This is a genomic window from Nonomuraea insulae, assembly GCF_042656245.1.
Window position 1 is genome coordinate 75,949 of sequence record NZ_JBHSPA010000039.1, and the last position, 24,924, is coordinate 100,872.

General features: G+C 64.4%; 33 protein-coding genes and 1 pseudogene. 6 read left to right on the top strand and 28 right to left on the bottom strand.

Translation table 11 applies throughout. The features are described 5' to 3' along the window. Window positions 1–5: 5 nt before the first annotated feature. From ACFPZ3_RS33040 to ACFPZ3_RS33070, 7 genes are all read right to left on the bottom strand, one after another. Window positions 6–1,613, bottom strand: coding sequence for a replication initiator (locus ACFPZ3_RS33040; RefSeq protein WP_379518218.1), 1,608 nt, complete (start codon window positions 1,611–1,613; stop codon window positions 6–8). Further along, a complete protein-coding gene (locus ACFPZ3_RS33045; protein ID WP_379518219.1) occupies window positions 1,610–1,765 on the bottom strand; it encodes a hypothetical protein in 156 nt (51 codons plus the stop codon). Before ACFPZ3_RS33045 ends, ACFPZ3_RS33040 begins: the two co-directional genes overlap by 4 nt. Then, window positions 1,762–3,180 carry an FtsK/SpoIIIE domain-containing protein gene (locus tag ACFPZ3_RS33050; protein ID WP_379518220.1) on the bottom strand — a complete coding sequence of 473 codons (1,419 nt, stop codon included), beginning with the start codon at window positions 3,178–3,180 and terminating at the stop codon, window positions 1,762–1,764. The genes ACFPZ3_RS33045 and ACFPZ3_RS33050 overlap by 4 nt, the downstream gene beginning before the upstream one ends. An 82-nt stretch (window positions 3,181–3,262) precedes the next feature. Further along, window positions 3,263–3,577, bottom strand: coding sequence for a hypothetical protein (locus ACFPZ3_RS33055; RefSeq protein ID WP_347701573.1), 315 nt, complete (start codon window positions 3,575–3,577; stop codon window positions 3,263–3,265). Beyond that, window positions 3,574–3,990 carry a plasmid replication, integration and excision activator gene (locus ACFPZ3_RS33060; RefSeq protein WP_379518221.1) on the bottom strand — a complete coding sequence of 139 codons (417 nt, stop codon included), beginning with the start codon at window positions 3,988–3,990 and terminating at the stop codon, window positions 3,574–3,576. The genes ACFPZ3_RS33055 and ACFPZ3_RS33060 overlap by 4 nt, the downstream gene beginning before the upstream one ends. Window positions 3,991–4,118: 128 nt before the next feature. After that, window positions 4,119–4,850 carry a GntR family transcriptional regulator gene (locus tag ACFPZ3_RS33065; RefSeq protein ID WP_379518222.1) on the bottom strand — a complete coding sequence of 244 codons (732 nt, stop codon included), beginning with the start codon at window positions 4,848–4,850 and terminating at the stop codon, window positions 4,119–4,121. Window positions 4,851–4,996: 146 nt separating this feature from the next. Further along, window positions 4,997–5,230 carry a hypothetical protein gene (locus ACFPZ3_RS33070; RefSeq protein WP_379518223.1) on the bottom strand — a complete coding sequence of 78 codons (234 nt, stop codon included), beginning with the start codon at window positions 5,228–5,230 and terminating at the stop codon, window positions 4,997–4,999. Between the two features lie 376 nt (window positions 5,231–5,606). Between ACFPZ3_RS33070 and ACFPZ3_RS33075 the strand changes: the two genes are divergently transcribed. Further along, window positions 5,607–7,079: a helix-turn-helix domain-containing protein gene (locus ACFPZ3_RS33075; RefSeq protein WP_379518224.1), complete on the top strand. Its 1,473-nt coding sequence runs from the start codon at window positions 5,607–5,609 to the stop codon at window positions 7,077–7,079. Window positions 7,080–7,168: 89 nt separating this feature from the next. On the opposite strand, the gene ACFPZ3_RS33080 is transcribed toward ACFPZ3_RS33075, so the two are convergent. Beyond that, window positions 7,169–8,197 (bottom strand): hypothetical protein, encoded by a 1,029-nt coding sequence (locus ACFPZ3_RS33080; RefSeq protein ID WP_379518225.1) that lies wholly within the window; start codon window positions 8,195–8,197, stop codon window positions 7,169–7,171. A gap of 508 nt (window positions 8,198–8,705) precedes the next feature. Between ACFPZ3_RS33080 and ACFPZ3_RS33085 the strand changes: the two genes are divergently transcribed. Beyond that, a complete protein-coding gene (locus ACFPZ3_RS33085; protein WP_379518226.1) occupies window positions 8,706–9,317 on the top strand; it encodes a hypothetical protein in 612 nt (203 codons plus the stop codon). A 1,072-nt stretch (window positions 9,318–10,389) separates the two neighbouring features. Here ACFPZ3_RS33085 and ACFPZ3_RS33090 read toward each other — a convergent pair. The 10 genes from ACFPZ3_RS33090 to ACFPZ3_RS33135 form a co-directional block, all read right to left on the bottom strand. Beyond that, window positions 10,390–10,923 carry a site-specific integrase gene (locus tag ACFPZ3_RS33090; RefSeq protein WP_379518227.1) on the bottom strand — a complete coding sequence of 178 codons (534 nt, stop codon included), beginning with the start codon at window positions 10,921–10,923 and terminating at the stop codon, window positions 10,390–10,392. Between the two features lie 15 nt (window positions 10,924–10,938). Further along, window positions 10,939–11,388: an N-terminal phage integrase SAM-like domain-containing protein gene (locus ACFPZ3_RS33095; protein WP_379518228.1), complete on the bottom strand. Its 450-nt coding sequence runs from the start codon at window positions 11,386–11,388 to the stop codon at window positions 10,939–10,941. A gap of 20 nt (window positions 11,389–11,408) precedes the next feature. Further along, complete coding sequence (locus ACFPZ3_RS33100) at window positions 11,409–11,678, bottom strand: hypothetical protein (protein ID WP_379518229.1); 270 nt, start codon at window positions 11,676–11,678, stop codon at window positions 11,409–11,411. Beyond that, the gene (locus ACFPZ3_RS33105) at window positions 11,679–11,861 is read right to left on the bottom strand and encodes a helix-turn-helix domain-containing protein (protein ID WP_379518230.1); all 183 of its coding nucleotides are present in this window, start codon (window positions 11,859–11,861) and stop codon (window positions 11,679–11,681) included. Further along, entirely contained in the window at window positions 11,851–13,188 is a 1,338-nt protein-coding gene (locus ACFPZ3_RS33110; RefSeq protein WP_379518251.1) for a replication initiator, read from the bottom strand. The genes ACFPZ3_RS33105 and ACFPZ3_RS33110 overlap by 11 nt, the downstream gene beginning before the upstream one ends. A gap of 258 nt (window positions 13,189–13,446) precedes the next feature. Next, window positions 13,447–13,608 carry a hypothetical protein gene (locus ACFPZ3_RS33115; protein WP_379518231.1) on the bottom strand — a complete coding sequence of 54 codons (162 nt, stop codon included), beginning with the start codon at window positions 13,606–13,608 and terminating at the stop codon, window positions 13,447–13,449. A 9-nt stretch (window positions 13,609–13,617) separates the two neighbouring features. Beyond that, the gene (locus tag ACFPZ3_RS33120) at window positions 13,618–13,950 is read right to left on the bottom strand and encodes a hypothetical protein (protein WP_379518232.1); all 333 of its coding nucleotides are present in this window, start codon (window positions 13,948–13,950) and stop codon (window positions 13,618–13,620) included. A 19-nt stretch (window positions 13,951–13,969) separates the two neighbouring features. Then, on the bottom strand, window positions 13,970–14,626 hold the full coding sequence (locus ACFPZ3_RS33125; protein WP_379518233.1) for a DUF2637 domain-containing protein: 657 nt from the start codon (window positions 14,624–14,626) through the stop codon (window positions 13,970–13,972). 19 nt (window positions 14,627–14,645) lie between these two features. Next, the gene (locus tag ACFPZ3_RS33130) at window positions 14,646–15,965 is read right to left on the bottom strand and encodes an FtsK/SpoIIIE domain-containing protein (protein ID WP_379518234.1); all 1,320 of its coding nucleotides are present in this window, start codon (window positions 15,963–15,965) and stop codon (window positions 14,646–14,648) included. Next, complete coding sequence (locus ACFPZ3_RS33135; protein ID WP_379518235.1) at window positions 15,958–16,215, bottom strand: SCO3933 family regulatory protein; 258 nt, start codon at window positions 16,213–16,215, stop codon at window positions 15,958–15,960. Before ACFPZ3_RS33135 ends, ACFPZ3_RS33130 begins: the two co-directional genes overlap by 8 nt. Before the next feature lie 181 nt (window positions 16,216–16,396). On the opposite strand from ACFPZ3_RS33135, the gene ACFPZ3_RS33140 reads away from it, so the two are divergent. After that, a complete protein-coding gene (locus tag ACFPZ3_RS33140; RefSeq protein WP_379518236.1) occupies window positions 16,397–16,765 on the top strand; it encodes a GntR family transcriptional regulator in 369 nt (122 codons plus the stop codon). Here ACFPZ3_RS33140 and ACFPZ3_RS33145 read toward each other — a convergent pair. Then, a complete protein-coding gene (locus ACFPZ3_RS33145; protein ID WP_379518237.1) occupies window positions 16,725–16,916 on the bottom strand; it encodes a hypothetical protein in 192 nt (63 codons plus the stop codon). The genes ACFPZ3_RS33140 and ACFPZ3_RS33145 overlap by 41 nt on opposite strands. Next, window positions 16,907–17,113 carry a hypothetical protein gene (locus ACFPZ3_RS33150; protein WP_379518238.1) on the bottom strand — a complete coding sequence of 69 codons (207 nt, stop codon included), beginning with the start codon at window positions 17,111–17,113 and terminating at the stop codon, window positions 16,907–16,909. The genes ACFPZ3_RS33145 and ACFPZ3_RS33150 overlap by 10 nt, the downstream gene beginning before the upstream one ends. A gap of 152 nt (window positions 17,114–17,265) precedes the next feature. Here ACFPZ3_RS33150 and ACFPZ3_RS33155 point away from each other — a divergent pair, with 152 nt between their 5' ends. Together ACFPZ3_RS33155 and ACFPZ3_RS33160 are read left to right on the top strand one after the other, a co-directional pair. Continuing rightward, complete coding sequence (locus ACFPZ3_RS33155) at window positions 17,266–18,006, top strand: helix-turn-helix domain-containing protein (protein WP_379518239.1); 741 nt, start codon at window positions 17,266–17,268, stop codon at window positions 18,004–18,006. Window positions 18,007–18,009: 3 nt separating this feature from the next. Then, on the top strand, window positions 18,010–18,486 hold the full coding sequence (locus tag ACFPZ3_RS33160; protein WP_379518240.1) for an NUDIX hydrolase: 477 nt from the start codon (window positions 18,010–18,012) through the stop codon (window positions 18,484–18,486). On the opposite strand, the gene ACFPZ3_RS33165 is transcribed toward ACFPZ3_RS33160, so the two are convergent. The 5 genes from ACFPZ3_RS33165 to ACFPZ3_RS33185 form a co-directional block, all read right to left on the bottom strand. Continuing rightward, on the bottom strand, window positions 18,454–19,059 hold the full coding sequence (locus tag ACFPZ3_RS33165) for a DUF6000 family protein (RefSeq protein WP_379518241.1): 606 nt from the start codon (window positions 19,057–19,059) through the stop codon (window positions 18,454–18,456). The genes ACFPZ3_RS33160 and ACFPZ3_RS33165 overlap by 33 nt on opposite strands. Before the next feature lie 171 nt (window positions 19,060–19,230). Continuing rightward, window positions 19,231–19,452, bottom strand: a complete 222-nt coding sequence (locus ACFPZ3_RS33170) for a hypothetical protein (RefSeq protein WP_379518242.1) — start codon at window positions 19,450–19,452, stop codon at window positions 19,231–19,233. Between the two features lie 37 nt (window positions 19,453–19,489). Further along, complete coding sequence (locus ACFPZ3_RS33175) at window positions 19,490–20,041, bottom strand: HD domain-containing protein (protein WP_379518243.1); 552 nt, start codon at window positions 20,039–20,041, stop codon at window positions 19,490–19,492. A 57-nt stretch (window positions 20,042–20,098) separates the two neighbouring features. Further along, complete coding sequence (locus ACFPZ3_RS33180) at window positions 20,099–20,560, bottom strand: GntR family transcriptional regulator (protein WP_379518244.1); 462 nt, start codon at window positions 20,558–20,560, stop codon at window positions 20,099–20,101. Window positions 20,561–20,574: 14 nt separating this feature from the next. Continuing rightward, window positions 20,575–20,919 carry a hypothetical protein gene (locus tag ACFPZ3_RS33185; protein WP_379518245.1) on the bottom strand — a complete coding sequence of 115 codons (345 nt, stop codon included), beginning with the start codon at window positions 20,917–20,919 and terminating at the stop codon, window positions 20,575–20,577. 145 nt (window positions 20,920–21,064) lie between these two features. Between ACFPZ3_RS33185 and ACFPZ3_RS33190 the strand changes: the two genes are divergently transcribed. Then, window positions 21,065–21,793, top strand: coding sequence for an XRE family transcriptional regulator (locus ACFPZ3_RS33190; RefSeq protein ID WP_379518246.1), 729 nt, complete (start codon window positions 21,065–21,067; stop codon window positions 21,791–21,793). A 206-nt stretch (window positions 21,794–21,999) separates the two neighbouring features. Here the strand turns inward: ACFPZ3_RS33190 and ACFPZ3_RS33195 are convergent, their stop codons facing one another. The 3 genes and pseudogenes from ACFPZ3_RS33195 to ACFPZ3_RS33205 all read right to left on the bottom strand — a co-directional run. Further along, on the bottom strand, window positions 22,000–22,626 hold the full coding sequence (locus ACFPZ3_RS33195; RefSeq protein WP_379518247.1) for a hypothetical protein: 627 nt from the start codon (window positions 22,624–22,626) through the stop codon (window positions 22,000–22,002). 1 nt (window position 22,627) lies between these two features. After that, window positions 22,628–23,857 carry an NACHT domain-containing protein gene (locus tag ACFPZ3_RS33200; RefSeq protein ID WP_379518248.1) on the bottom strand — a complete coding sequence of 410 codons (1,230 nt, stop codon included), beginning with the start codon at window positions 23,855–23,857 and terminating at the stop codon, window positions 22,628–22,630. A 688-nt stretch (window positions 23,858–24,545) separates the two neighbouring features. Further along, window positions 24,546–24,924, bottom strand: a pseudogene (locus ACFPZ3_RS33205) (ISAzo13 family transposase); the annotation flags it as partial.

Genomic DNA, 24,924 nt, shown 5'->3' on the forward strand with positions numbered 1-24,924 from the left:
TCCCTTCACGCTGCCTGCGGAGTTGCCGAAAGATCTTGTCCGTCTGCTCTGGCCTGGAGTTCGGCCATGTGAGCGCGCCAGCGTTGCCGCTCGCGTACGGATCGCAAGAGACGCGCGGCCAGTGGCGGCACGTTGGCGTCTCCGGCCGGAATTGGACGCCAGATGTACCGGTGCGGGTCTGTTGGTTCGTCGGCCTTGCCGAGGGCTTCCAGGACCCAGGTACGGCGGTCCTGCTTGTGTTCGGTCAGGGTCTTGTTCGACCACTTGCGGGAGACCAGGACCCGACGACCGGCGTAGCCGAGGTGTTCGGGCTTGTGGGCCTTGGAGCGGCATCGGCCGGGTGCCATTCCGGCCTTGGCGCCCTTGGGCTGGATGCCGTAGCGGAGCCAGTTCGGGCAGGTGGGTGAGCAGGGTTCGTAGCGCAGGGCATCGACGAAGCGGGCCGCGTGCTCGTGCTGGGCCTGGTTGTCGAGTCCGTCGCCGAGGCTCTTGGTCAGGTATTTGGCCAGGTAGCGGATGCACTGGTCGGCGTCCTTGGTGCCCGCGAGCACGCCCTTGACGTCCACCTGTTCGCCGAAGTGGATCACGTACAGGGGTTCGGCGTCCTCGTCGGCGTCCAGCTCGTCGAGGGCTTCGTCCCAGGTGGGCAGGACCTCTCCGGTGTCGGGGTCGAGGTAGCCGGCCTCTTCCTGCCAGACGGGCAGGTGCTCGCCCTCGAAGACCACGCGATCGACGGAGGGCCACCACACCTGGTGGTAGGTGGCCGCCGCGATCTGCTTCATCTCCGCTCGTGGGAGCGTTCCACGGATGGCCATGTGCAGGTGTGGGGCGAGCCGCTTCTGAGGCTCCACGGTCGCGAAGTACTGCACGTCGAAGCCAGCCACACGGCGCAGGTTCTGCACGAACCGGTCCACCAGCTTGGAGAAGTGCAGCGCGTCCCGGGCGGCACGCGCGTAGTCGTAGGTGCCGGGATCGACCGGTACGCCGTCGCGGACCTTGCCGTACGAGGGCAAGGTGAGCGTGACGAACAGCGAGGGCCGGTAGGTCTTGCCGTCCGGGGCCTGGAAGGTCCGGCCCAGCGTGGTGTGGGCCATCTTGCGCTTGGGCAGGTCTGGTGCGTCCTGCCTGCGCTTGGTCGAGCGGGAGCGCTTGGACGCCGTCCGGCCGAGCACATTGCCGCGCATGCCCGCCGCGTTGATCTCCTCGTCCAGGCCCTCGATGACCGCGTCCAAGTCGGTCGTGTCGTCACCGACCTGTGCGGCCTCGTCGCGCTGGGCCTGGATGTCGGCGCGGAACTCGACCAGCCAGCGCTGTTCCTCGTTCGGGTCATCCGGGGTGATGGTGGGTTCCTCGTCCAGGTGCCATCCTTCCCGGCACTGGGCCTTGCGCAGTTGCTTGTTGCGCTTGGCACACGGCGGGCACTTGCTGTCCATCGGTGAGCCGCACGGGACGTCGATGATCTCCCACTGGCCGGTGCGGGTGTCGAGCCGCTTGAGCGGGACGGGTCGGATGCAGACGCCGTTCAGCTTGGCGACCTCTTCGACGACGTCGCGGGCCAGGGGCATGGCCAGTCGTACCGCTCGGGGTAGGGCGCGGTCGTGCGCATGGGTCATAGGGACCTCCCTTCGTCGGTGTCGGTGAGGATGAGCGCGGTCTGGCCGCACTCGCGGCACTCGACCAGGGCGCGGGCCAGGTCGAGCCACAGGGCGTTCAGCGTGCCGCAGGAGGCGCAGCGCAGCCCGTTAAGGACGTGGGCGAGGTTCATGCGGCCTCCCCGAACTGGGCGACCATGGCGCGGATGTCGGTGTCGGAGACGTAGGCGGCGCGGACCCGGATGGGTTCGGGTGAGGTTTCCAGGCGCATGTAGGCGACGCCGGCCCCTTGCTCGGGGATGGGTGAGATGTGATCGGCCAGGGCTCCCCGGTCGCGTGCGCCGTCGCCGAGGACCATGTCCACCTGCTCGGACTCATCCAGCCGGAGGGCGATCTTGTCCGGGAACAGGTTGCGGATGTTCATGACCTCCTTGCGCGGGTCCTGAAGGGCGGCCATGACGCCGACGCCGACCGAGCGGCCTTGCGTGGCGAGCGTGGCCAGCGCGGCGGAGATGCGCTGCCGCAGTTGCTTGTCGGGCTGGTAGGCGGTCAGGAACGCCACCTCATCGACCAGGACCAGGACGAACGGATCCTCGATCGTCGGGATATGGGAGCGCTGGAGACCGGCGAAGCGGGCCGCACGCTTCTGCATGACGCTGACCGCCTCGTCGAGGAGATCGGCGCAGTCGGCCGGATCGGCGGCGTAGCGGCCCTGGAACAGCTCCCGTCCGAAGGACAGCTCCATCAGCTTGGGATCCAGCGCCCAGACTTCGGCCAGGCCCGCCCGGATGGCGGGGAGCAAACCGCGGATCGTGTCCCACAGGAACGACCCCTTACCGGCCCCGGTCGCGCCCGCGATCAGGACGTGGGTGCCGTGCACCTTGAGCTTGAGAGGTTGGCCGTCCTCCTGCTTGCCGATCTCGACCGGCCCCACCGTCGGTTCGTCGGGAACGGGTAGCGCGGGGATCGGTGTGGCCAAGGGGTCGCGGCGCGGGAAGATGAGCAACAGTCTGCCGCCCTTGATGAGCGCCACCCGGCAGGACGTGACGCCGAAGCCGTGGGCGAGGTTGTCGATGCGGTCGGACCAGTCCTTGACCGCCTGGCCGCGCAGCATGCGCACGGTGATGCGGTCGGCCCAGCCGTCGCACTGGACGCGGACGAGCCAGGGCAGGTAGGTGCGTCCGTAGACGCGTTTGCCGAGACCGGAGACGTCCATGACGGACTGCCAGTGACGGCGGTAGACCGACATGAGCCGCCACCAGGCCAGCAGCCGCCAGCCGACGAGGCAGGCGAAGGACGGCCGGTCGATGAAGGCCCAGGAGACCAGGCTCAGCACGACCGTGCCGAACAGGGACGCCGCCAGCGGCCAGCCGTACTGGTACCAGATGTAGGCGAGGGCAGCGGGAACGGCCGTCGCCACTGGGTGCCGCCAGATCGTCCGGACCAGGGCGACGAGGAAGCGGTAGAGGTAGATGACCAGGGTGATGATGGCGGGCGTGCGGACGACAGCCGGTTGGAAGACGACGGCGGTGTCCGGGGTGGTGGTGACCAGGTTGCGCGCCTCGTCACCGGGAAGCCTCTTGAACATTAGGCTGAAGACCTCTCGTGATTCGCGTCAGGGGAGATGAGGGGCCGCCGGAAGGACCAGTTCCAGCGGCCCCGCTTGCTTGTCAGGCCGCCGGGTCGGCTGCGTCCTGGGCCGACTGTTCGGCGTGCAGGCACTCGCAGTCGGCCAGGTAGCGGGCGGCGGCGTTGAAGATGTCGCGGGCGAGGTCCAGGTCGGCGTCGGTGACCGGCCCGGCCCCGGTGGTGGAGATGTGCACGTCGGCCTCCGAAGAGCGGAACTCCAGGTATGGGCGCGGGTTGCTGAGCAACATCCCGGCACTGACCTTCAGGCGCGGCGTGTGGAAGGAGACCCCCACGTACGGCGTGGAGTCGGGCTTCATGGACAAGGTGACGTAGGTGTAGGGACGGTGCTCGCTCATGCGGCGGCCTCCTTGCTGTTGTTGGTGGACTTGACGTTGGTGCGGGGCGCGAGCATCTGCCTGGCCTTGATCGAGTAGGCGAGCCGCCCGGAGCCGTTGACGTACGGGGTGACGGTCAGCCCGTCGAACTCGACCGGCGTGAACGGCAGCCCCGCGACCGGGGCCGGGGGGACCGGCTGTGTGGGGCTGAGGATCTTGACCGCCACGGTCTTCTGGGCCGCCTTGAGCGACGGGTCGGCGTCCATGACCGGGATCTGCCAGACGACTTCGCCCGTCTGCTTGTCCCGCGCCTGAACGAACCTGCCGTTCGTCGATGCCTCGAAGTCCTTGACCGGCTCGACCTCCCCGACCGTGTAGCAGCCGTGCGGGAAGACCTGGGCGAACGTCACGGGGATGGGTCCTTGCATTGCCATGTTGAGTCTCTTCTCTTCTTGAGCGGTCAGCCATCTTGACTGACCAAGTTGTAAGCCCATTAAGCACGAAGCCCACTTGGCCAGTCAAGTGCACCAAGCGGGCTTCGTGAGAGAAGTTGGAACTCCAGCTACCGAATTGGGTAGGCATCCTCCAATTCGTGCCGGTCACCAGGCAGAACAGACTCCACCACCACCCACGGCTTGCCCGTCGCATCGCACGCCACGGCGTAGACAACGAGCAGCGCAGCCGAGCTCTTGACCCCCAGGAGCGAGCACTCCTCCTTGATCGGATTGCGCGCGGTGACGTGCTCGATGATGTGATCCAGCGAAGCGCCGGCCACGCCCTCGACATAGCGCCGAAGGCCCTGCTTCAACTCCTCCGACTCGGCCAGCGCCGTACCTTGCACCGCCTCAACCGGCAGCCAGGTCGAAGAGATCTCGGTCGGCTCGCCGTCGTGCTCGGTGAGCGACCGCCGTAGCATGACCGGCGACTTGGGCTTGAGCCCCAGATACGAGGCGATCCGATTGGGTGCCTCGGCCTCTCCGGTCACCAGCAAGCGGCTGGAGACCTGGGCTTCCTTGCGGTCGAGCAGTTCGCGCCCGGCCCGCGCCTGCTGACTAGTAGGGATGGCCGGGCGACCACGCACGAACCGGCCCTTGCCTTGATGGGTGACGATCCAGCCCTGATCGCGCAGCACACCGAGGGCCTTGACGACGGTCGGGCGCGCCATCGCGAATTCGGCCATGAGCTGGTGTTCACTGGGCAGCGGGGAGCCGGGCGGATACTCGCCCGAGTCGATGCGCCGCTCAAGTTCCGCGATCAGTTGCGCGTACTTCGGGGGCGTGTACTCAAATGACATCAGGGCTCCACATTCAACATGCCTGTCTAGCCAAGCAGGCTATCAGCGCATGCTGCTTAAGCAACCCCTTCTAGCGACACATGGACCTACCCCAAAACGACGACGGCGCGGCCCCAGATCCAGGGAACCGCGCCGTCATGCGACACCTACACCGTCAGTCCTTCCAGCAGGGTGGCCCAGACCTCGGCGGCCTTGTTGTAGGACCACCGATGGGTTTCGTAGATCGTCTCCCCGCCGTCGCCGTCGTATTCCGTCCGGCGGATGTATGACTGACCACCCAGGCGACGCAGCTCGTACACGGTGGACCGGCAGTGGCACGACCAGGCCACCACCCGGGCGCGGTCTTCGGCCTTCGGCGGCTGGCGCCAGACCAACTGCATGTGCCCCTCCTGAACCTTGCTGACGTGCGGACTGAGGCAGTCCGTGATGATCTCCACTACGTGGCCCGCTTTCTGCCGACTCCGGAACACTCGAAGCACGTCACCTGCACAAGCTCGACCGCCGTCCCGTCAAGACGGCGCAGCGCATCGGCACGGCTCTTGCGCACCCAACGCCACCCCTGGGCCCGACAGGCCCGGCACCTCTCACTTGTCGGTTGATCGCTCCGAGTCATGGGACAAGCGTCTTCACCTGCGGCAAGGCAACCCATCCCGAGCCGGAATCCTTCGACGGGATCAGCAATATCCCTTGACGGGATAACTCCGAACCGTGAGCGTTGAGTTACCGGCAGTCCAAGGACGCAAGGGGAAACGGCACATGCCCGCAGACGGGGCCGAACCGGTCGTCATACCGGCCGACCTGTGGCAACGCCCCGACATGCACACCGCCCTCACAAATCGCGACATCGGCCATCTGTTCCGGCTCGTCCGCCAGTACGCGGGCATCAGCCAAACCCGCATCGGCGTCGCCGTGGGCTTCAGCCAGGGCAAAGTCAGCGAGTACATGCAAGGCAAGGCCCAAGTCACCGCACTCGACGTCTTCGAGCGCATCGCCGAAGGCCTGCACATGCCCGACCCCGCCCGCATCACCCTCGGTCTGGCCCCCCGCATCCTTACTGGCGTCCCACACCCGCCCACACCCATCCCGCCACGGGATGGAACACCAGCAAGCAGCCTTCTTAGCGTGGAACAAGTAGTCATCGGCTCGCGCCAGCCCGACGACACGTGCGACGTTGACATGCTGACGCTGGCCTGGATCGTGGGAAGGCTAGATGGCCACATGGACCGCCGAACAATGCTGCTCATCGCAGCAGGACTGACCGCCGAAAGCGCCGCCTCCATCGCCAACCCCTGGGAGCGCCTCACCCTGGCCCTCTCCGGCACACGCGCCGACCAAGACGACACGGTCGAACGCCTCGAAGCCCGCACGGTCGGCTTCCACCGCCTCGAAGAGACCATGCCCGCCCGCAGCCTCTACCAGGGCCTCACCGCCCACCTCAACGAACTGAGCACCCTGCTCCAGGCTGGACTTCCCGACCGCCTACGCCGCCGGCTAGCCGCCACCACCGGCGAAGCAGCCGTCCTGGCCTCATGGATTGCCTGGGAGATCAAGCAGCCCGGACAGTCCGCCGCGTTCGATCGCATCGCCACGCTGGCGGCGCAGGAGAGCGGACACCCGATCATCCAAGCCTGCGCCTACGCCTACCGCTCCTACGCCGTCCGAGGCGTCCCCGCAATGCAGAACATCCGCCTGGCCCAGCAGTACCTACCAGCCCAGGGCGACAACGCCACCCGAGCCTGGCTACTGGCCCGCGAAGCCGAAGAACTCGCCAACCTCGGCGACCGCCAGGCCCTCACCCGGCTGGAGCAGGCAAAGGACACCTACGGCGAAGCGCGCCCGCAGCGTGAGCGGGCCTGGACCCGCTTCCTGGACTCCGGCCGAATGGCCGCCTACCGGCTCTCGACCTACGTCAACCTCGGCGACGAACACCGCGTCATCGACGAAGGCCAAGCCGCCCTCAACGCCCTCTCGCACGAGACCGACCACAAGAAGATCGCCGCCGTCCACGCCGACATCGCCGCTGCCCAACTCCGCATTGGCGACCTCAACGAGGGCATCGCCAGCGGACGCCTGGCCTTGGAAACCGCCCAACGCACCGAATCCCGCTGGGCCTTTCAACAACTCGCCGGAGTAGAGAAGGCGCTCACCGGTAAGCGTGATGCCTCAGCCCGTGAACTCCTGGCAGCCATCAACCCCGCACACCGCGGACTGGGAGAGTTTCCTAGATGACTAATTCCTGGTAGTCATTGGCGACCGCCCACACGGCGATATCGCTATGATCAGATGTTCAAGGTAGGTAGGGCGCACATACTAGTGACTTAGTCATCCACTCTCCCTGTAAATGGGTTCACGCCCTTCGTGATCTTACGCAAGTCCTCCAAACTTTTTGGCATTCTCAAATATTCGGTATTGACGGCCATGCTAACGCATCCGGAAGTGTACGTGACCCATTGCTCGCGCATCAAGTGATTTCGACTCGCGCTAGCGTGAGGCCATACTACATTTCCATTAAGTTCCATCGATATGCGAACATCGGCCTCTCCAGCCGATCCTGCAGAATGCGCAACAATAGATCCAGACGGATGTTCTAGACGATACCCGATTTGCTTTGGCAAATTAGCGAAATCGCCACGATGTTCTTTCTTGTAAAGTTCCATCCAATTGTCAAGCGTATGCTCGGCCTTCCACTCAAAGAGCGCAATTTCGCCTGGCCGCAGGAGATGGCCTCTCCCCGAGCCTAGACATAGAGGCTTGAAGATCGCGCCCTGAGTTAGACTCGAAGTGCCCTCAACGAACATGGGGCCGCCCAGGTAGACAAGTGCTGCCGTGTCGCCCACGTTCATGAGCGTTCCTCTGACAATAAACCCCACGCCATAAAATTGATTCTCACTATGATCGAATACGAGCGTATCGCGCTCGGGTCGGGGATATGCGCGTTCGGTCGAGCTATGTCGCGAGTTAGGCTCCCAGTAGGGAGGATAAGTGACTGGCTCCAGTCCGACGATAAGTTTTGGCGTAGTCACTTCGAGAAAGTTTCTATAATCGATCAGTGCGGTAGCTTCGGCAATATGCTCTGCCTCTTGCCGAAGCGCGCTATGGATGCTAGCCCTTAATTGACTTTCGGCGATCGTCAACTGCTCCTTTGCTGCTTCTACTTGCTCTTCGGCTGCCTTCGCCTGGACCTCGGCAGCTTTGGCCTGAGACTCTGCAGCTCTAGCATTGCGCCGCGTATGACGCATGCCCCTAATCGCTACAAAGACAGCTATGAGGGAAATAAATATCGACACCCGTTCTGCGGTAGCGTTTGACGCCAACCATGCCCAGACCTCAGTCCAGAGAGTCTCCACGCTATTCAGGGTAACTCGACAGGCTGACATCCGCTATTGCTGCGTCCAACGCGTGACGGCACAGACGGAGATCGCACCTTGTGTTAGGCCATGTGCCGAGCCTTTATACCGATCCTTAGCGTTGCCGAATTGTTCTCATAGAGATCAAGCGGCGGCGCGGCGCGCCGCCGTACCTCCGGCCCTCCGCCCGCCCGCCGTCCGGGCGTGCGGCCTGGGGGCCGGTCCCGGACGGCGGCGGGACACCGGGCCGGGCACCGCACGCTGGCCCCGCCGTACCAATCGAACGCTCCGGCCGGGGTTGCCGCGCCGCCGCACAGCTACAGCCCTACGATCGCCACTGCATGGCTGGACGCCGTACGTGCTCGGGGGCGATCGACGATCCAGGGTTCGTTCCTCACCCTGGCTCACCGAGCAACGTGGCTGATCGCGGTTCGGCGGCGGACGGCACGCGGATGCGCAAAGATCCTTGAGCGTGGCCCATGCCGGTGTCAGCTGAGAGGAAACGTCCGTGATCGACTCTACTTACAGCAAGTGGTTTCGCCAGCAAACCCGGCTTGTCGTCGACTTGACGTGGTGTTCCGCCACCAAGATTGACGACGTCCTGGCTGCGTATGGCATCTCACCCGAGAGCACTCAGCCGGCGCGCTTCCTCGCAGACGACGTCGACATGCTCATCGGGCGCCTCGGCAAGGGCACCGTCATCATGGACTACCGCGTCGATTCTGTCACCGAGGGTGCTCTTCCCATTCTGGCGCAGTATGGCCCCTGCCTGAGTGCTGTATGGATCGATGAAGCCCCAGCCTTGGTCTCTTATCGGACGGAGAGCGGCCTGGTGGTCAAGTTCGACATGAGTGATTGGGACTGGTATCCAGTTCCTGATCTCGCCAGCGTCGAGCAATGGATCGCCGCCAGCCCAGCGGGTCGGGAGACCTGGGAGAACAGTTATGGTCTCGCCACGCTCATCACCGCCGAAGCGCTATGCCAGGCTGTGGTCGACGACGAATGGATGCGATCCGTACACACTGGCGTCACCTCACCGGATCCACTGGGGCAGGAGATGCCGTCAGCCTCACGCTCTCTCAGCTCGATCATCGAAAAATACGGTGACCGCACACCGTAGAACAGGGGTCCGGCAGAACAGACCCCGTGACCATGCACATGTTCGCCATGCCATTAGCGTGCCATTAAGGGCGGTCAACAGGGGTCAATCACGGTCACTGGCGGACTGCCGGTCGCCCAGGTCGAGGCCGTGGTACTCGAAGATCAGACCGATTTGCAAGCAGGAAGTCAGGAGTTCGAATCTCCTAGGCTCCACAGCAGGTCAAAGGCCACTCCCCATGATCGGGAAGTGGCCTTTTCGATCTTGTACAGCTGCAGGGTACAGCTACGGTCCCAGCGCTCTCTGTACGGACGCCCCTGCGTACCCGCTGGCGTCGTCAGTTCAAGTGGGGCATCCAGAGTCTACGCGAGCGGCGGCGTACTGCTGGTCTTTCACCTGTCCTTGCAGGTCAGTGGCGAGACAAGCCATTTATCTCACTGATGAACACATATTCCCGACGCCCAACTACTTGAGCACAAGAGAGACCCTTGATACTTGTGTGAAGAAATGGCTAGACTAGCAACGCTTCGTGAGGGTCTCGGGTTGTAGTCCTCCCGGTGCGGTCCTGTGTTGCGCCAGCCATGCCCCACGAGGGCTGTTCTTGGGTGGCGTGGACGTGGACTTGCGCCGAAGTGAAGTACAGCTAAATGCCCATTATCCTGGCAAGCAAATGCCGGAAAGGGGTATGGTGACAGCTGCATACAGAAAGGCTCGGCTGCCGCAGCAACGGCCTCCGAGCCCTTCAGTGTGAAGTTGAGTCTAGGACTCTTGCTTCGTTTTGCGTCATCGTGCTTCAACTTGTACCAAGTTAGTTATAGCACCTTGTAGTAGAGCTTTGCAAGTTGGTAGTTAGTCCTAGGCGCGACGACTCTTATAAGTCACGAGACGTAAGGAGTTCTAGTGTCCGAGGCTTTAAGTTACAGGATGAGGATCGACGTCTCGATCTCTGAGAGCTGGGGCGTCTCTCTTCGAAGCATCCTGGTCGTGCTCGTAGTCATAGTGCTGGTCGTGCTAGATGCCAACATCGTGACGTAACGGCTTAGGATCACTCTATCTCGGGGTGACTGAATAGCATTAGTCAGTCACCCCGAGGCTAAGAAGCGAACTGTTCGCCGAGCCGCTTGAGCGCCTTGCGGGTCTCCTCTGACGATGCCTCGCTGTAAATGTTCATCGTTACAGCGATTTGGCTGTGGCGGAGAATCTGCATGGCCACGCGCGGGTGGACGTCGAGCGCAACGAGCAGAGAAGCGCAGGTTTTGCGGGTTGCGTGAACGTGGATTTTGCGGACGTCGGCCTTATCGCAGGCGTTGGCGAAACTACGTCGGAAGTTTGACGGCTCAACAGGACGGCCGCTGGCAGTGGCGAATACGAGACCGGTCTCCTGCCAGTCGTCGCCTGCGGCTTCCCGGGCTGCGTCGTGTGCCTGTTGACGGGAACACAGAGCCGTCGTGACGATCTCCGGGAAGGGGAGCGTGGCATCGGAGGCGTCCGTCTTGGTGCGGCGGTGCAGCAGCTTGCCCGCGACCCGCTGAAGCTGCCAGCCGATCGTCATTTCGGCCTGGTCGAGTTCGACGTCCTCCCAACGCAACCCGAGGGCCTCGCCGAGGCGAAGGCCGAGGACCAGCACCAGAACGTACGCTGGTTACATCGGGTCTTCACGCGTGCGCGCAGACTCAAGGAAGGTTCGTGCCTCATCAACGGACCAGGGCTTCACCTTCCGCTTTCGGGGGACGGACATCTTGACGTTCGCCGCGACGTTGCGGGTCAGAGTCTCTTCCCGCACCGCATTGCTCAGCGCGGCCCGAAGCGTCATGTAGGCGTCGTGCACCGTCCACTCCGAGGGCAGCGACCGACAGCACTTGCCGATGGCGCAGCAGCGCCGACGCCGCTTCGGGTTGTTGTGATTCTCAGGTCGGGCGGCGTCCTTGCCCTGGTCGCAGCAGAGGCAGGAGCGGCGCAGCTTGTTCAGCCAGGACTGGACGTCGCGGACGGTCAGCTTGTCGAGCCGTTTCGGGCCGAGGGCCGGGGCGATGTAGAGCCGGGCGAACATCTCGTAGTTGGCCATCGTCTTGGGCGCGAGGTTGGGTTCCACGACGTTTGTGAGCCAGTACGTTAGGTAGTCCGAGAGCTTCGGCACTTGGTGACCACCGGCCCCTTGCGGGCCAGTTCGTGCAGCTTGAGCCCCTTCTCGTGGGTCTCCTCGCGGGTCTTGCCGTAGGCCCATTTGCGGGTCTTCTTGCCTTCGGGCGTGGTGACCCAGACGTAGCCTGCCCAGCCGTTCTTGTACGGGAAGATCGAGCCTTCGTTGTTGGCGCGGGTGCGTCCGTTCTTACGCGGGCGCTTGGGCTCTTCTGGGGAGGCGAGTGTGGTCTTGGTGGGCATTTAGGCGGCCTCCTCACAGAGACGGGTCACGTAGTCGTTGATGGCGGTCGCCGGGATCCGCCGGCAGCGGACGCCGACGATGATGGAGGCGAGTTCGCCGGAGCGGATGAGGTTGTAGAGCGTCCAGCGGCTGATCTTCAGAACCGCCATGGCTTGGGGCACAGTGAGAAGCTCAGAGAGCATGTGGATCTCCGAGCCGAGTTCCGGTGATGGCAGCGGCGAGGAGCTGATCTCCCGCTGAGTAGCCCTTGCCTGCGTACTCCCATTCACTGATCACAAGGACGGTGTCCTCGTCGAAGAGCGGGAGCCGCCCAGTAGTGATGTCGGTGTCGCGGGCATGCTGTACGCGGTCCGCTCGCAGATCCCCGAGGGTGGTGGAGTAGCGGCGGGAGCGAGTAGAGAAGTGACCGCGGAAGCCGAGCATGTGGGCCCAATCGGCGAGCCGGAGTTCGGCCAGGTCCGGCAGGGTGCCGAGGTGCATGCAGGAGGTGATGAGGCAGCGGGCGTGGTCGCGGAGGTTGAAGGCGTCGAGGTTGTCGAGTGGGTTGATGCGGCGGTCGAGGGTGCCGACGCATTCGGCGGCTTTGGTGGCGTACTTGGCGATGTAGCCGGCGACGGCTTGTTCGGTGAGGTCGCCGTTGAGGGTGATGGGGCGGATGTCGAGTTGGCTGCCCCATCGCAGGGCGCGTTCGGGTTGGTCTTCGTAGGCGGGTGCGGTGGCGGTGACGGCCTTGGCCGCGTGCTGGACGGCGTGGGTCAGGGCGTCGGCGGTGGCCCAGGCCGGAGGTGGGAAGGCTGGTCCGTCGGAGCTGTCGAGGCGGATGACGGCGTGGAAGTGGACGACGCCGCGGCGTTGGTATTCGGCGACCTTGGCGAAGGACAGGGTGAGGTGGTGGCGTAGCTCTCTGAGCGGGAGGCCGCCGTGTTTGGCGAGGTGGCGGCGTACGGCGTCGGCGAAGCGCTTCCACAGCAGCGGGGCCAGGGCATTGAACAGGACGGAGCCGGTGTAGTCGTAGCAGTCCGCGCAGAGCGGTTCGCCGAGGCGCGGGTCGTCCTTGCCGTGTCGGGCGGTACAGGTCAGGGCGCGGCCGTGCGGGCAGGTGGGCGTGTTGCGGCGGGGGTGGCAGGGCTGGACCTTGCCGTTCTTCTCCCACCGTGAATGGATCGTTCCAAAACTCGGCGCGGTCAGGGTGACGAACAGGGTCGGGTGGCTGGTGACGGTCGTGGGAACGCCCTTGCCGCCGATCAGTCCGGCGCGGATGAGCTGGTAGGTGTCGGCGCGGTAGGTCTCGGCGCAGGCCGGGCAGCGGGAGGCGCGGCGGGTCTTGCATGGCAGGCGCAGGATGCCGTCGGGTTCGTGGCGGGTGGTGTAGCGGTGCAGGAGTTGGCCGGTGGCTTGGTCGTAGTGGTCGACCTTGCCGCGTAGGTGGATCGGTTGGCGGCAGCCGCCGGTGTTGCGGACTTGGGTGGCCCAGCGGTCGTAGTCGGGATGGTTGAGTCGGGCAATCATGCCCGCTTTGGCGTGCGCAGTGGCGTGGGTTGTGGGCAAGATGGTGTCCTCCTTTCGCTCGTTGGGGTGAAGGGATGGCCCTCGACCTGGCGTGTGTCTTGGCGGATGTGCGGCCAGGCCGGGGGCGCTGCGCGTTAGGCGCCGTGGTTGTCGATGCCGGTGCCGTCGCAGTCACGGCAGCGGTTGCGGTTGCGGTCGTTGTCGAGTCCGGTGCCGTTGCAGGTGCAGCAGCCGTAGTGGATCACCTCGTACACGTGGTCACTTCCTGTCGCGGGGTGTGGTGGTGAGGTAGATGCGCCAGTGGTGCGGCTTGCCGCGATCGGGGTAGACGCGCGAGGCGCCGATCACGGTGAAGTGCAGGCGTAGGCGGAACAGGGCGTCGACGATTTCGGCGCGGGTGCCGTCGAGGCGGATGCGCACGGCGATCTCCTAGGTGTTATCGGGCTGGATGCAGCCGCGGTAGCTGGCTTCGGCGTCGTGGCGGGCGCGGGCGGCGGCGAGCACGGCCACGGCCCGGTACTCCACCGGCCCGAAGCAGATCGAGGTGGCGTAGTGGCCATACGGGGAGTCCTCGAAGTCGATGGATGAGCCGACGCGGGTGGCGATCTCGTCGATCTCGGCGCGGAGATCGGCGTCGTTGTCCTGCTTGGGGAAGTGGTGCACGGTGACGCTGGAGGAGACGGGCAGGTCGGGGTGGGCTTCCAGGAAGGCGGCTAGGTTGAGCAGGCCGTTGATGAGGGCGGATCGGTGGTCGTAGGTCATCGGTGGTCTCCCTTCTGGGTCAGGCGGTGCGCAGAGTGCGGAGCAGGTCTGAGGCGAGTTGGTGGGAGACGCCCAGGTGGGCGCGGAGGGCGTCGCGGGTGATGGGTCTGCCGTGTTTGGCGTGGTGTTCGTCTGCGACACGGCGGGCGTAATCGACGAGCGCGGGCGCGAGGTCGCCGTCCTGCCCGTCCTGGGTGTCGTCCTCGTCCGTGCGGCCGTGCGGGACGAGTTCGGGAACCGGGGACGAGGCCAGGACAGGCGAGGACGGGGCGGCCGGGATGACGGACGGTTCGGGACGGGCGGCGCGGCGTTCGAGCATCGAGACGGCGATGAGGAACGCTGCGGCTGGGGTGGCGGCGGTGATCCAGCCCCAGACGGTCGGGGCGGCTTGGGCGAGGTTGGCGGCCAGGGACAGGACGATGGCGCCGGTCAGGACCAGGACGGGCCAGGAGAACGGTCCGCGTCGGCCGTTGCCGGTCTTCTTGTCGCGTTGGCGTTCGCGGGCGGCCATGACGCAGGTCAGGTCGATGCAGACGGCGATGGCCCAGGACATCCAGCCGGTCTGGCCGTGCTGGCGGGCGGTGTCGCGGATGTGGGTGAACGATCCGGCACCCGCGATGGCGGCCAGGACGAGGACCGGGCCGGTGTCGAGCAGCCAGCAGGCGAAGCGTCGCATCGTTGCCCTCCCTTCGATGTCAGGCGGTGACGGGTTGCGGGAGGTGGGTCGTGATCTCGTCCCAGGACGGGGCGAGGTGAGCGTGGGTGCGGGCGGCGCGTTCGGCGGCTTGCTCGCTGACGTGGAAGGAACGGGCGCGGTACCACTGGCCGTCCTGACCGGCGACGATGGCGACGCCGGGTGTCTCGGCGGCGATGGCGCGAGCGGAGACCTGGGCGGCGGGGTCGAGGTCGCCGAGGGTCATGGTGGCGGTCTCGGGGTCGTTGACCCGGTGGCAGATGCGTCCGGAGCACTGAGCCCGTAGGGCGGTGACGCCGGGGCCGAGGTCGGAGCCGATGCGCTGGCCGCAGCAGAACAGGTAGATGCCGAACGCTCGCCCGAGCTGTGCCACCCGCAGGAGCGCGGTGGAGGTCTTGGCGATCTCGTCTTTCTCGGACTTGTCGGCCATCAGGTACAGCTCGGCGAGTTCGTCGACCAGGACCACGACGGGCACCGGGCGGATGCCGGGTGGTAGTTGCCAGAGGTTGCGGGCGCCGGCCTGGCGGCATAGGCCCATCCGGTCGATCATCAGCGCGACCAGGTCTTCCAGCAGCGCGACGGATTCGGCGCGTGAGGTGGCCATGGCCGACAGGCGCGGGCTGTACGGGGTGAACTCCACGCCGCCCTTGAGGTCGAAGCCGACCAGGGCGACGGGTTGCGGGGCCAGGCCGACGATCAGCGCGTTGGCCAGGTTGGACTTGCCGGACTGGGTCGCCCCCGCGTTCAGCCAGTGCGGCACGGTCCGGAAGTCGATCGTCCAGGGGAGTCCGGTCTCCAGCCGTCCCACGGTCACCTTGAGCAGCTCATCCGATACCGGGAGCTGGTCGACCTTGACCAGCGGATCGCGGATGGTGGCCATCAGCACCACGCGGCCGGGCCGTGGCGAGGATGCTCGGATGGCGTGCACGCCCCAGGAGTGGGCCAGCCGTTCGGCGGCGTCGGCGTAGTCGCCGGGCGTCTGGCCTTCCAGGGCGTGCAGGGTGATGCGCCAGCCGTGGCGGGTCGGCAGCGGCAGCCACATGAACGGTTTGGTGTCGACGGCGACCCGCTGGAAGCGGCGGCGTACTTTGACCAGACCGGTGGAGGCGATCGCGCCGGGCACGGTGGTGAACCACCAGCGTTGCCGCTTCTTGGTCAGCCCGCAGCCGAGGGCGACTCGCCGCCAGGACGCGCGGACGGACATGGCGGCGAGCGGGAAGCCGATCATCAGCCAGAACGAGGCGGGGTGCCAGCGGCGCCAGGCCCACAGCCCGGCCGCCGTGGCGGCCAGGACTGCGAGCACATTCAGCGCATCACGCATCGGCGGCCTCCCGGACGGGGAGCAGCGCCGTGGCGCGGTAGGCGATGCCCCACTTGCCGGCGATCTCCCAGACGTAGCCGAGCAGGCCGACCGGGTTGACCGTGTCGCCGACGGTGATGGGCGGCTCGCCGGTGATGCCGATCTTGACGAGTTCGATCCGGCCGAACTCGTCTTCGACCGAGACGGTGACTTCGTAGACGGTGTTGCCGTTCTTGTCGGTCTTGATCTCGCCGGTGTCGCGGTTGAGCACGCGCGGGCGCGGGGCCTTGACGCAGGTGATGGCGAGCTTGGTTGGTGTCCACAGGGATCGGGACGGTACGCATGGGCTGTGACCTCCTTATTCGTCCTAGCCAACATAGTTAACCTAGTTGGCTCAGTTGTCAACGTCCTCTCGGTTGGCTTGGTTGGTGATTCGTGGTGTGATGGACGCGATGGTCAAGAACACCGGGCGCCCCGGCTACCTGCAGATCGCCGATGATCTCCGTGCGCAGATCCGTGGCGGCTCTCTCGCGCCCGGAACTCCGCTGCCGTCCACCGCCCAGCTCGCCGAGCGCTATGACGCGTCGTTGTCGGTGGTGAAGATGGCCGTCGGCATCCTGCGCAACGAGGGCCTGGTGATCGGCCAGCAGGGCAAGGGCGTGTTCGTCAGCGACCCCGGCGAGACTTCCCCCGCCGGTGACGTGGCCGGCGAGGTGGCCGAGCTGCGGTCCGTCGTACAGGGGCTGGCGGTGCGGCTGGCGCGGGTCGAGGAGCAGTTGGCTACGTCCACGAAGCCCCGTTCCGGACGTAGCAGCCGGTAACCTTCCGGGCCAGCGCGGCTGAGGCCCCGTCCGGGCGGCGCCGCAGGTTCAGCGCCTTGTCATCGCGGCGGATGCCGACCAGGACCGCGATGTAGCCGACCAGCAGGATGACGCCGAGCAGTCCGGCGATGATGAGCGCGATCACGTCCATGTCACCCCCGCCATGGTGATGCGGCGCGGGCCGCGCGGGGGACGGCGGGTCTCCTCGCGCCGCATGCCCTCCCGGCGCCTGGCCTTCTGCTTCTTGATCCAGCGGTCCCGGGCCCGGCACTTGCGGCACCGAGTCTGGCCCTCGTCCAGGCCGGCGCTGCACTCACAGGCGGGCTCGGGGTAGATCTGCTCAGTCATGTGATCACCTCTCCTTCCGGGGCGCACCGGTGTTGCCTTGTGACACCAAGATTGCGACGGAGAGTTAGGACGAGATCACTACACGACGGGACATGTTCAAGACGTCCGTCCTACGATGTGCAGGTCCCCAGACGTCCTCCTGAGCAGGTGACATGGCGAACGAGCGGTTGCGAGCGACCCTGTTGCAGCGCGGCGTGAGCATCGCCCAACTGGCGGAGGCCATAGCGGTCGACCCCAAAACGGTCGAACGGTGGGTAACCAAGTCCCGCGCGCCGTACCGAAAGCACCGCTTTGCGGTGGCTTCGTACCTCGAAACCGAGGAAACCTACCTCTGGCCCGAAGCGCTCACTCGTGACCAGGTCGCCTCAGCGTCCGAGAGCGAGATCGTCACCGTCTACCCCCATCGCTGGGCCGTCCCCAGGGACGTGTGGGGACGATTGTTCGCCGCAGCGTCCGAAGAGATCGGCGTGCTGGTCTACAGCGGTCTCTTCCTCGCCGATGATGCCGGTCTGCTGCGCATGTTCGGTGAGAAGGCCGATGCAGGCGTCCGGGTGCGCATCCTGCTCGGCGACCCGGACTGCGCCGAGGTGGCCCAGCGCGGCAAGGACGAGGGCATCGACGACGGCATGGCCTTCAAGATCCGCAACGTCCTCGTCCTGTACCGCTCACTGCGCGAGCGGACCAACGTCGAGTTCCGCCTGCACTCCACCGTGCTGTACAACTCGATCTACCGCGCCGACGACCAGTTCCTCGTCAACACCCACGTGTACGGCGTCCCCGCGGGCAACGCTCCGGTCTTCCACCTCCGCAAGGTGATCGGCGGAGACATGGTCACCACCTACGCCACCAGCTTCGAACGCGTCTGGGACGGCGCCCGGCCGATAGGGTCCTGAGCCATGGCCAAGCGGATCGACTACTACGACGACCCCGACGCCCCAGCCCCCAACAGCCTGGTGCCGTCCGTGAACGTCATCGTCACCAATGCCGCCGGTGAGCTGCTGATGATCCGCCGCACCGACAACGACAACTGGGCCGTCCCCGGCGGCGCCATCGACCTGGGCGAGTCCATCCCACAGGCCGCTATCCGCGAGACGCTCGAAGAGACCGGCATCGTCTGCGAGATCACCGGCCTGGCCGGCACCTACAGCGACCCCCGGCACGTGATCCTCTACACCTCCAACGGCGAAGCCCGCCAGGAGTTCTCTATCGTCCTGACGGGCCAGGCGGTAAGCGGCGAGCCGACGCCGAGCAGCGAGTCCCGCGAGGTACGCTGGGTCCACCACAGCCAAGTCGCCGAGCTGCAGATGGACAAGTCGATGAGGATGCGGATCGAGCACTTCCTAGCCGGGACCGGCCTGCCCTACATCGGCTGAGTCCAGGAAATGCCGTCTCTTCGGGAGCCATTGGGCGAGGTCGGCGCCCATACAGCTGTTGGCGAACTCACAGAGGAGCTGCATGTGCTGCTGCCGCACCGGGTTCTCGCCGGCCATGGCCGAGCGCTCCCAGAGACCGCCGGGAGTGAGGAAGCGAGCCGCGCGTTCGGTTGAATGCGACTCGTCCAGATGGAGAAGAGCCCCCATCGCGTCGTCCTGGTTGTATCTGCAGTATGTCTCTGGGAGCCACCGGTCCAGGTAAGCCGTGAGGATCTCCGCGTCTCGCTCTTCGCCGAAGCGAGCCAGCGCGAAGCAGTACCCCTGACCGGCATAGACGAGTTCGCTCTCCAAGAGCAACTCGCCGAGCTGCTCGCGATGCTGGATGCGCCGGTCCATGCCGATCAGCCACGCTGCCGTCAGCCGTGCCCGCCACTCGCTGTCCAGCAGGACTCGTAGATCATCATCCGTGATCTTCCGCGCGTCCTGTGGTCGCTCACGAGATTCCCCAGGGTTGGGCTCGCGTAATTCCCCCAGCCCGCCCTCAGTGACCGGATGATCCTCTCGCACGGACACGGCCGAAGCGGTGCCGCGCAGTCCGAATGATCAACGTGACGGGGCCCAGCCACAGCATGGTCATGTGGACGGCAGAACCGACCTCAGCAGGCCTAACGGGGCCACCGTCGAGTTGAACGTCGTCAGCCCCGTCTTCGAATCGTTCGTCGTCCCCGGGACGGACATCACGAGCTACACCGTGGTCCACGACGAGCGGTCACTGGGGGAATTGCGTGAGCGGATCGCCCGCCTGTGGGGGAATTGCGTGAGCGCTGACACGTCCTTGGCAAGTGATCCGGCGAACGAGCGGAACACCGGCTCAGGCAGCGTCAGGAAGTTCCCGTGCAGCAGCTTGAGATAGCGCCGGACGTCGTCCTTACCAGGATGCACATAGCGCCGAGCCAGCTTGCTCATCTGAGGATCTGACGGACCAGGGAGACGCATCCACCCATCATGCCCGAGCGCTCAATGCCGCCTCCACAGAGCGAACCGCGGCGAGGATGCACGGTGTTGATGCGGTGATCGACCGGCTGACCAGGTGCTCCGGCCCGTACCGTGAGTGGATTTCCGCCAGCCGCTCCGCCGCGGTGAGATGGGTCCCGTCCGGGCCGGTGGTCATGTCGCAGTAGGTCAGTGCCTCCACCAGTTCGGGACGCTCTTCGTCGAACTCCGTGGTCAGCTCGGTGAACAAGGAGCGTTCGAGCGCCTCGTTGACCGCGCACGAGTGGTGCGCCACCAGGCGGCAGAGCGTGTCGTCAGCTCGGTGCACGTCGCGCAGGTAGCGTGCGCCGTCAAGAGGGTGAAAGCCCGTCGCGACCAGGCTGGGTGCGTATCCAATGTCGTGCAGGTAGGCGGCGGCGGTCAGGGTGTCGGCCTCGTCGCCAAGGATGGGGGCGAGCGACACAGCGCGGGCGGCTACCCCTTGGGTGTGCGCCCAGCGCCGCGGAAGCGTCGTCTCCAGCAGGTCTTTGGCGAGGTCATGAGCCCATTCAGCTTGTCCCACGCTGCCCACGATAGGCACACCTCGCCCATATCGAGCCGGCAGACCCCGCAGGACGTCCTAGGACGTCTCACCCCGCACGAACCGCCCGCGCCCATGCTCGGCCACGATCAGCCCTTCCCGTTCCAGGACCGCGAGCGCCTGCCGAACCGTGCTCCGTGACACCCCATGAGCGCGCCGCAACGTCAGCTCACTCGGCACGGCGCTCCCCGGTGCCAGCTCACCGCTCTCGATCTGCCCCCGCAGCTCCCCTGCGATGACCTGATACAGATACGGCTCCTTCTCGGCCCTGCCGCCGCCGAGGACCAGCCGGCCCTTGGCGGGAATCGTCTGAATCAGCCCTTCGGCCTCCAGCACCGCCATCGCCCGCCGTACCGTGTTGCGCGCGACCCCGAACTCCGCACACAGCGCCGCCTCGGACGGCAGCATCGAACCCACCGGATACCTGCTCATCTCGATCCGTTCTCGGAGCCGGTCGACGATCTGCGTGTAGACCCGCCAACCGGTCAGCCACCTCGTCACTGTCGATGGACGCTTCAGAACCGGTACGCCTCGGCGAGCGCGCCCAAGTTGAAGCTCAATTCCCCCTGCTCCCCGCGCCGCCAGCCATCCTGGGCCGCCTGCTGGACCCGTGCGACCGCAGTAGGCAGCTCCAGGCAGAAGACGCGCTCGTCGGACTGGTCACCCCAGTAGAACCAGCGGAACTGAAGGTGGACGTAGATCCGGCGAGTCCGGCCGGCGACGTCGAGCACCTCAACGCCCGGACGGCCGCTGTCCTCGATGAGGAGCACAGCCGACACGTCCCTTTCCACCAGCTGATTGCGTAGCGCGGCGAGCAACGTCTCCTCGCACGCCCGCCGACGCTCCTTGATACTGCTCATAACCGGGCTGTCCCTTCATCGTCACGGTCTGTACAACGAGGTTCGCCCGCAGCCTGGAACCTTTACACCGCAACTCAGGGACGTCTAGGGACGTCTCGTGTTAACTTCCCAGGCAGAACGCCCGGCCCCACGGGAGGTGCGCCACATGAACGACAACCTGCGCCAGGCCCTGAACGCTGCCCGCCTCCAACCGGTCGACGTGGCCGCACACCTAGCAGTCGACCCCAAGACCGTCGCCCGCTGGCTCAAGGGCCGCACCCCACACCCCCGCCACCGCTGGGCCGTCGCCGACCTCCTCCACCTCGACGAAGCCGACCTCTGGCCCCACCTCAGCGAGCAGCGTCGCACAATATCCGACGAGGTCCAGGCAGTCTTCCCCCACCGCTGGGCCGTCCCACAGGCCACCTGGCGCCAGCTCTTCCAATCAGCAACCCGGAAGATCGACATCCTCACCTACAGCGGCCTCTTCCTCGCCGAAGACACCGGCATCCTCCACCTGATCGCCGACCGAGCCCGCGCAGGCGTCAGGACGCGAATCCTCCTCGGCGACCCCAACGCGTCCCAGGTGGCCGCGCGAGGCATCGACGAGGGGGTCGGGTCACAGGTCATGGCCGCCCGCACCAGGAACGCCCTCGTCCTCTACGGCCACCTCGCCAGCGTCGACAACGTCGAGATACGCACCCACCAAACCGTGCTGTACAACTCCATCTACTGTGCCGATGACGACCTACTGATCAATACTCACGCCTACGGCACACCCGCAGCTCAAGCCCCAGTCATCCACCTGCGAGCCCTTGGCTCATCGGCAGCCGCGGCAACCTACCTCGACAGCCTCGAAAGCATCTGGGCAAGCGCCATGCCCTGGATGGATTGACCGATAACCGAGCGCAAGATCACCAAGGTGGCTGAGCTCAGAAAGCTAAATATCTGTACGTCATCAAGGGCAGCCCGCCTGCGGCGGCCTGCCAAGCGTCGGGGCGGTCACTGGCCGCGCTGCGGCTCTCCGGCCGGTCGCGGCCAGCGCCGCCCCCGCAGCAGAAGCCTGCAACCATGACGGAGAAAGTGCCGCCATGGCAGAAGTCACATATTCTTCGCTCGACGAAGTAAGCTCCTGACGCACGGGCGACACTCGTTATCCACCAACTTTTGGACAACATATCGGCATTTCTGAGAATCTGTAATCGTAGCATCTGTCAACGTCTGCTGGAAATAATCAAGCATATCTTGCCGCTGCTTCTCTTCAATACCTTCAAGCGCTTTCACGTAATTTGATACTCGTAGGTCTAATTCATTAACCCCAATCCGCTCTACCTGAGGCACAGCTTTTGCGACCCAATCGCTCTGTGCGGCCGCACCCAGCCGATCAATCTTCAACTCTATTTGCTTCTGCAGTCGGCGATAGCGAACCGCCGGACCGTGATACGAGGCCTCTTGGCCGCTTCCAAGCAGTGCAAGTTGACTTCTCAGAAGAGCAGATCCGCAGAGTCCTGCCAAGAATATTGGCCAGAGACCTACAAACCACGTAAGGCCTTTGAGAGTCTCGACCAAGATTGCATAAGAGAGGAGACCGGCGGCAAAGTCGAAGCCGAACAGAACAAGTAACCACCCACACGCTCGAACGGCTGGTGGCTTGCGAGAGGCATTGAATATCTCGCAAAGACACAACACTCCAGAGAGCGCTCCGGCCAACAGCGCAGAAACGGACATATCACCGCTCGATAAGTTCGACGGCAGACCTTTGGAACCTCGGATTAGTGCTATCCGTATCAACAACATCGACCAGTCCACGCTCCCGCAGTTGGCGCAAAGCGCTATTGCATCTGCTCGGAGGAATGGATGCCATACTGCTCACTTGGAAGGGGTCGTAGCTGATGGACGGGGAAAGCGCCGCCAGGACAGCATGTTCATCGGCGGACAAATGGTCTGCTACAGGCATTAACTCTGAGCGCAGCGGACGCTCAATCTCGGAAGCTATTGATTGTGCCAGTGTGCTATTTGCGCGCTGGTAGTCTCCAGATTGAGCGAGAAGCATATAGGCACGTAGAGTAGCAAGTGACCGCCATTGGGAGGACCGATTCCTAATAGCGGCCATGTAAGATTCAATCGCCCCGGGCACATCGCCCTTCTTGCTCAGCGAGTCACCTAGACCGACCGCTAAAGCGCCTGGATCAGCCTGAGTCTCGACTTCAGCAGGCCCTGCTGCCTTCATAACCGCATCCGTAAGGATGCGGACAACGAGAGGCGTAGACCAGCCAGGATCTTCATTGGGTACTGTTGCAGCAATCTTGCGAAGCAAAGATTGTGTATTTGCCCTTCTGAGTGGATCGGATATTCTCTCAGACAGGAGCCTTTTGAAGTATTCCTTAAGAACTTCCTGCGATAAAGGCTCCAAGTCGGCTACCTGCTCATGCTGCACTCTCTGGAAATAGTTCACATAAGCATCGGTGCGGCATGAGAGGATGACCCTGCCGCCTATTGGGGAGTTCAGCCATCTATTAACCTCGAAGATAAAAGATTCCCGGCTTTTTTTGTCCAGAATCTCGTCGGCGCCATCGAGGAGTAAGACAACTGAGCCGCGGCTTATCCATGCCCAGGTAATCTCGGATGGTATGCCAAATTTATGACGTGTTTGCTTAGCTGCCCAATTTGCTAGTTCGCTGCCTTCAGTCCAAGCGCCGCAACTTAACAGTAGGGGTGCATACCTTGACTCGCCGTTCTCGCGAGCGATAGCTATTTGCGTAGCGATGCGTCGGAGAAGGGTTGTCTTACCGGAGCCGGCAAGCCCCGTTACGATAGTACATCGTGGATCAGAGGTGAGATGCGCTATAAAAGCGCTGCTGGACTGGCGGTGACCTTCCTCAACTTCGGAACTGCCTCGCCTGAGCATCACAGACGGCTGTAGTTGCGGGTCGGGGTACGGCCAGTCGTTGGAGTCCATAGACCCAGATAGTGATATATGTATCCGTCTTATTGCGGCATCATCGCTTGGCTCCGGATCAGATGTGCTCTTCATTGTGCGTATAACGAGAGCAGTTGAAGCAGCGAGAGCGGCAATGGTTGAAATAATCAACAAAGTAGCGCCCATGGTGGGCCACTTCAGGCCTTCAGAAAAAAACGATGAGGCGTAATTTGCTGCTATGCCAGCGAGGACTCCTAATAGGCAGCTGGCTACTAACGCTTGCGACTTTAGCTGGGAGCGTTTTGTCTTGCGCACCGAACACCTCGCTCTTGCGGGATGTGTCTAGTTAGTAACTATAGCACGTCGAACTTTCAATGCCCATCAATCTGTAAGCAATGGGACACACAGGGGCACATGGGACTTCATGTCGGAGTTTCTCAAGTGTGGATGGTGCTGTACCGGCATACCGATCAGCGTCGCGGCATGGTCGCGCTCTGTTCAACTCATGAGCCCGCATGATTCGGTGGATTAGCGCTTCCCAGAGGCGCCGACATCGAGCGACCATAGGCGAGGGAGGATCGGACTTCCTTGAGCCACGTCGCTGATCTGCGACTCTGGCTAAGGGCCCGCCGATCAATAAATCGTCGGTTCCAGCGACGTATCTCCAGGTCAGGCGGCTGCGAACCAGCAAGTTATTTCCCGGCAAGTCCTAAGGGCTTGCAGATTATTAACACGCGGGTTTGATCTTGTTGGCGGCTTTGGTGTCTTCGGCGAGGACGCGTGCGTGCAGGAGGCGTAGCAGGCCTGGCGGGGTGGGTGCGGGTGTGATGTGGGTGCCGGACTGGTTGAACAGTGCGCTGATGCTGCAGGTGGTGCGGTAGGCGGTGGTCCGGCTGGTGGCGAACAGAACCGCCAGGGGTTCGACAGCCAGGCCGAGCCGCTGGTGTAGCACGGTGAGCAGGACCTGGTCGGTGAAGGCCACGGTGGGTGGGCGGCCTGATTTGATTCGCGGGCGCTGCTGGTCAAGGGCTCGCAGGTCGACTGTCAGCCGGTCCAGCTTTGAGCGAGGCATTCCGGTCAGGGCGGGATTGGAGAGGATCTGCGGG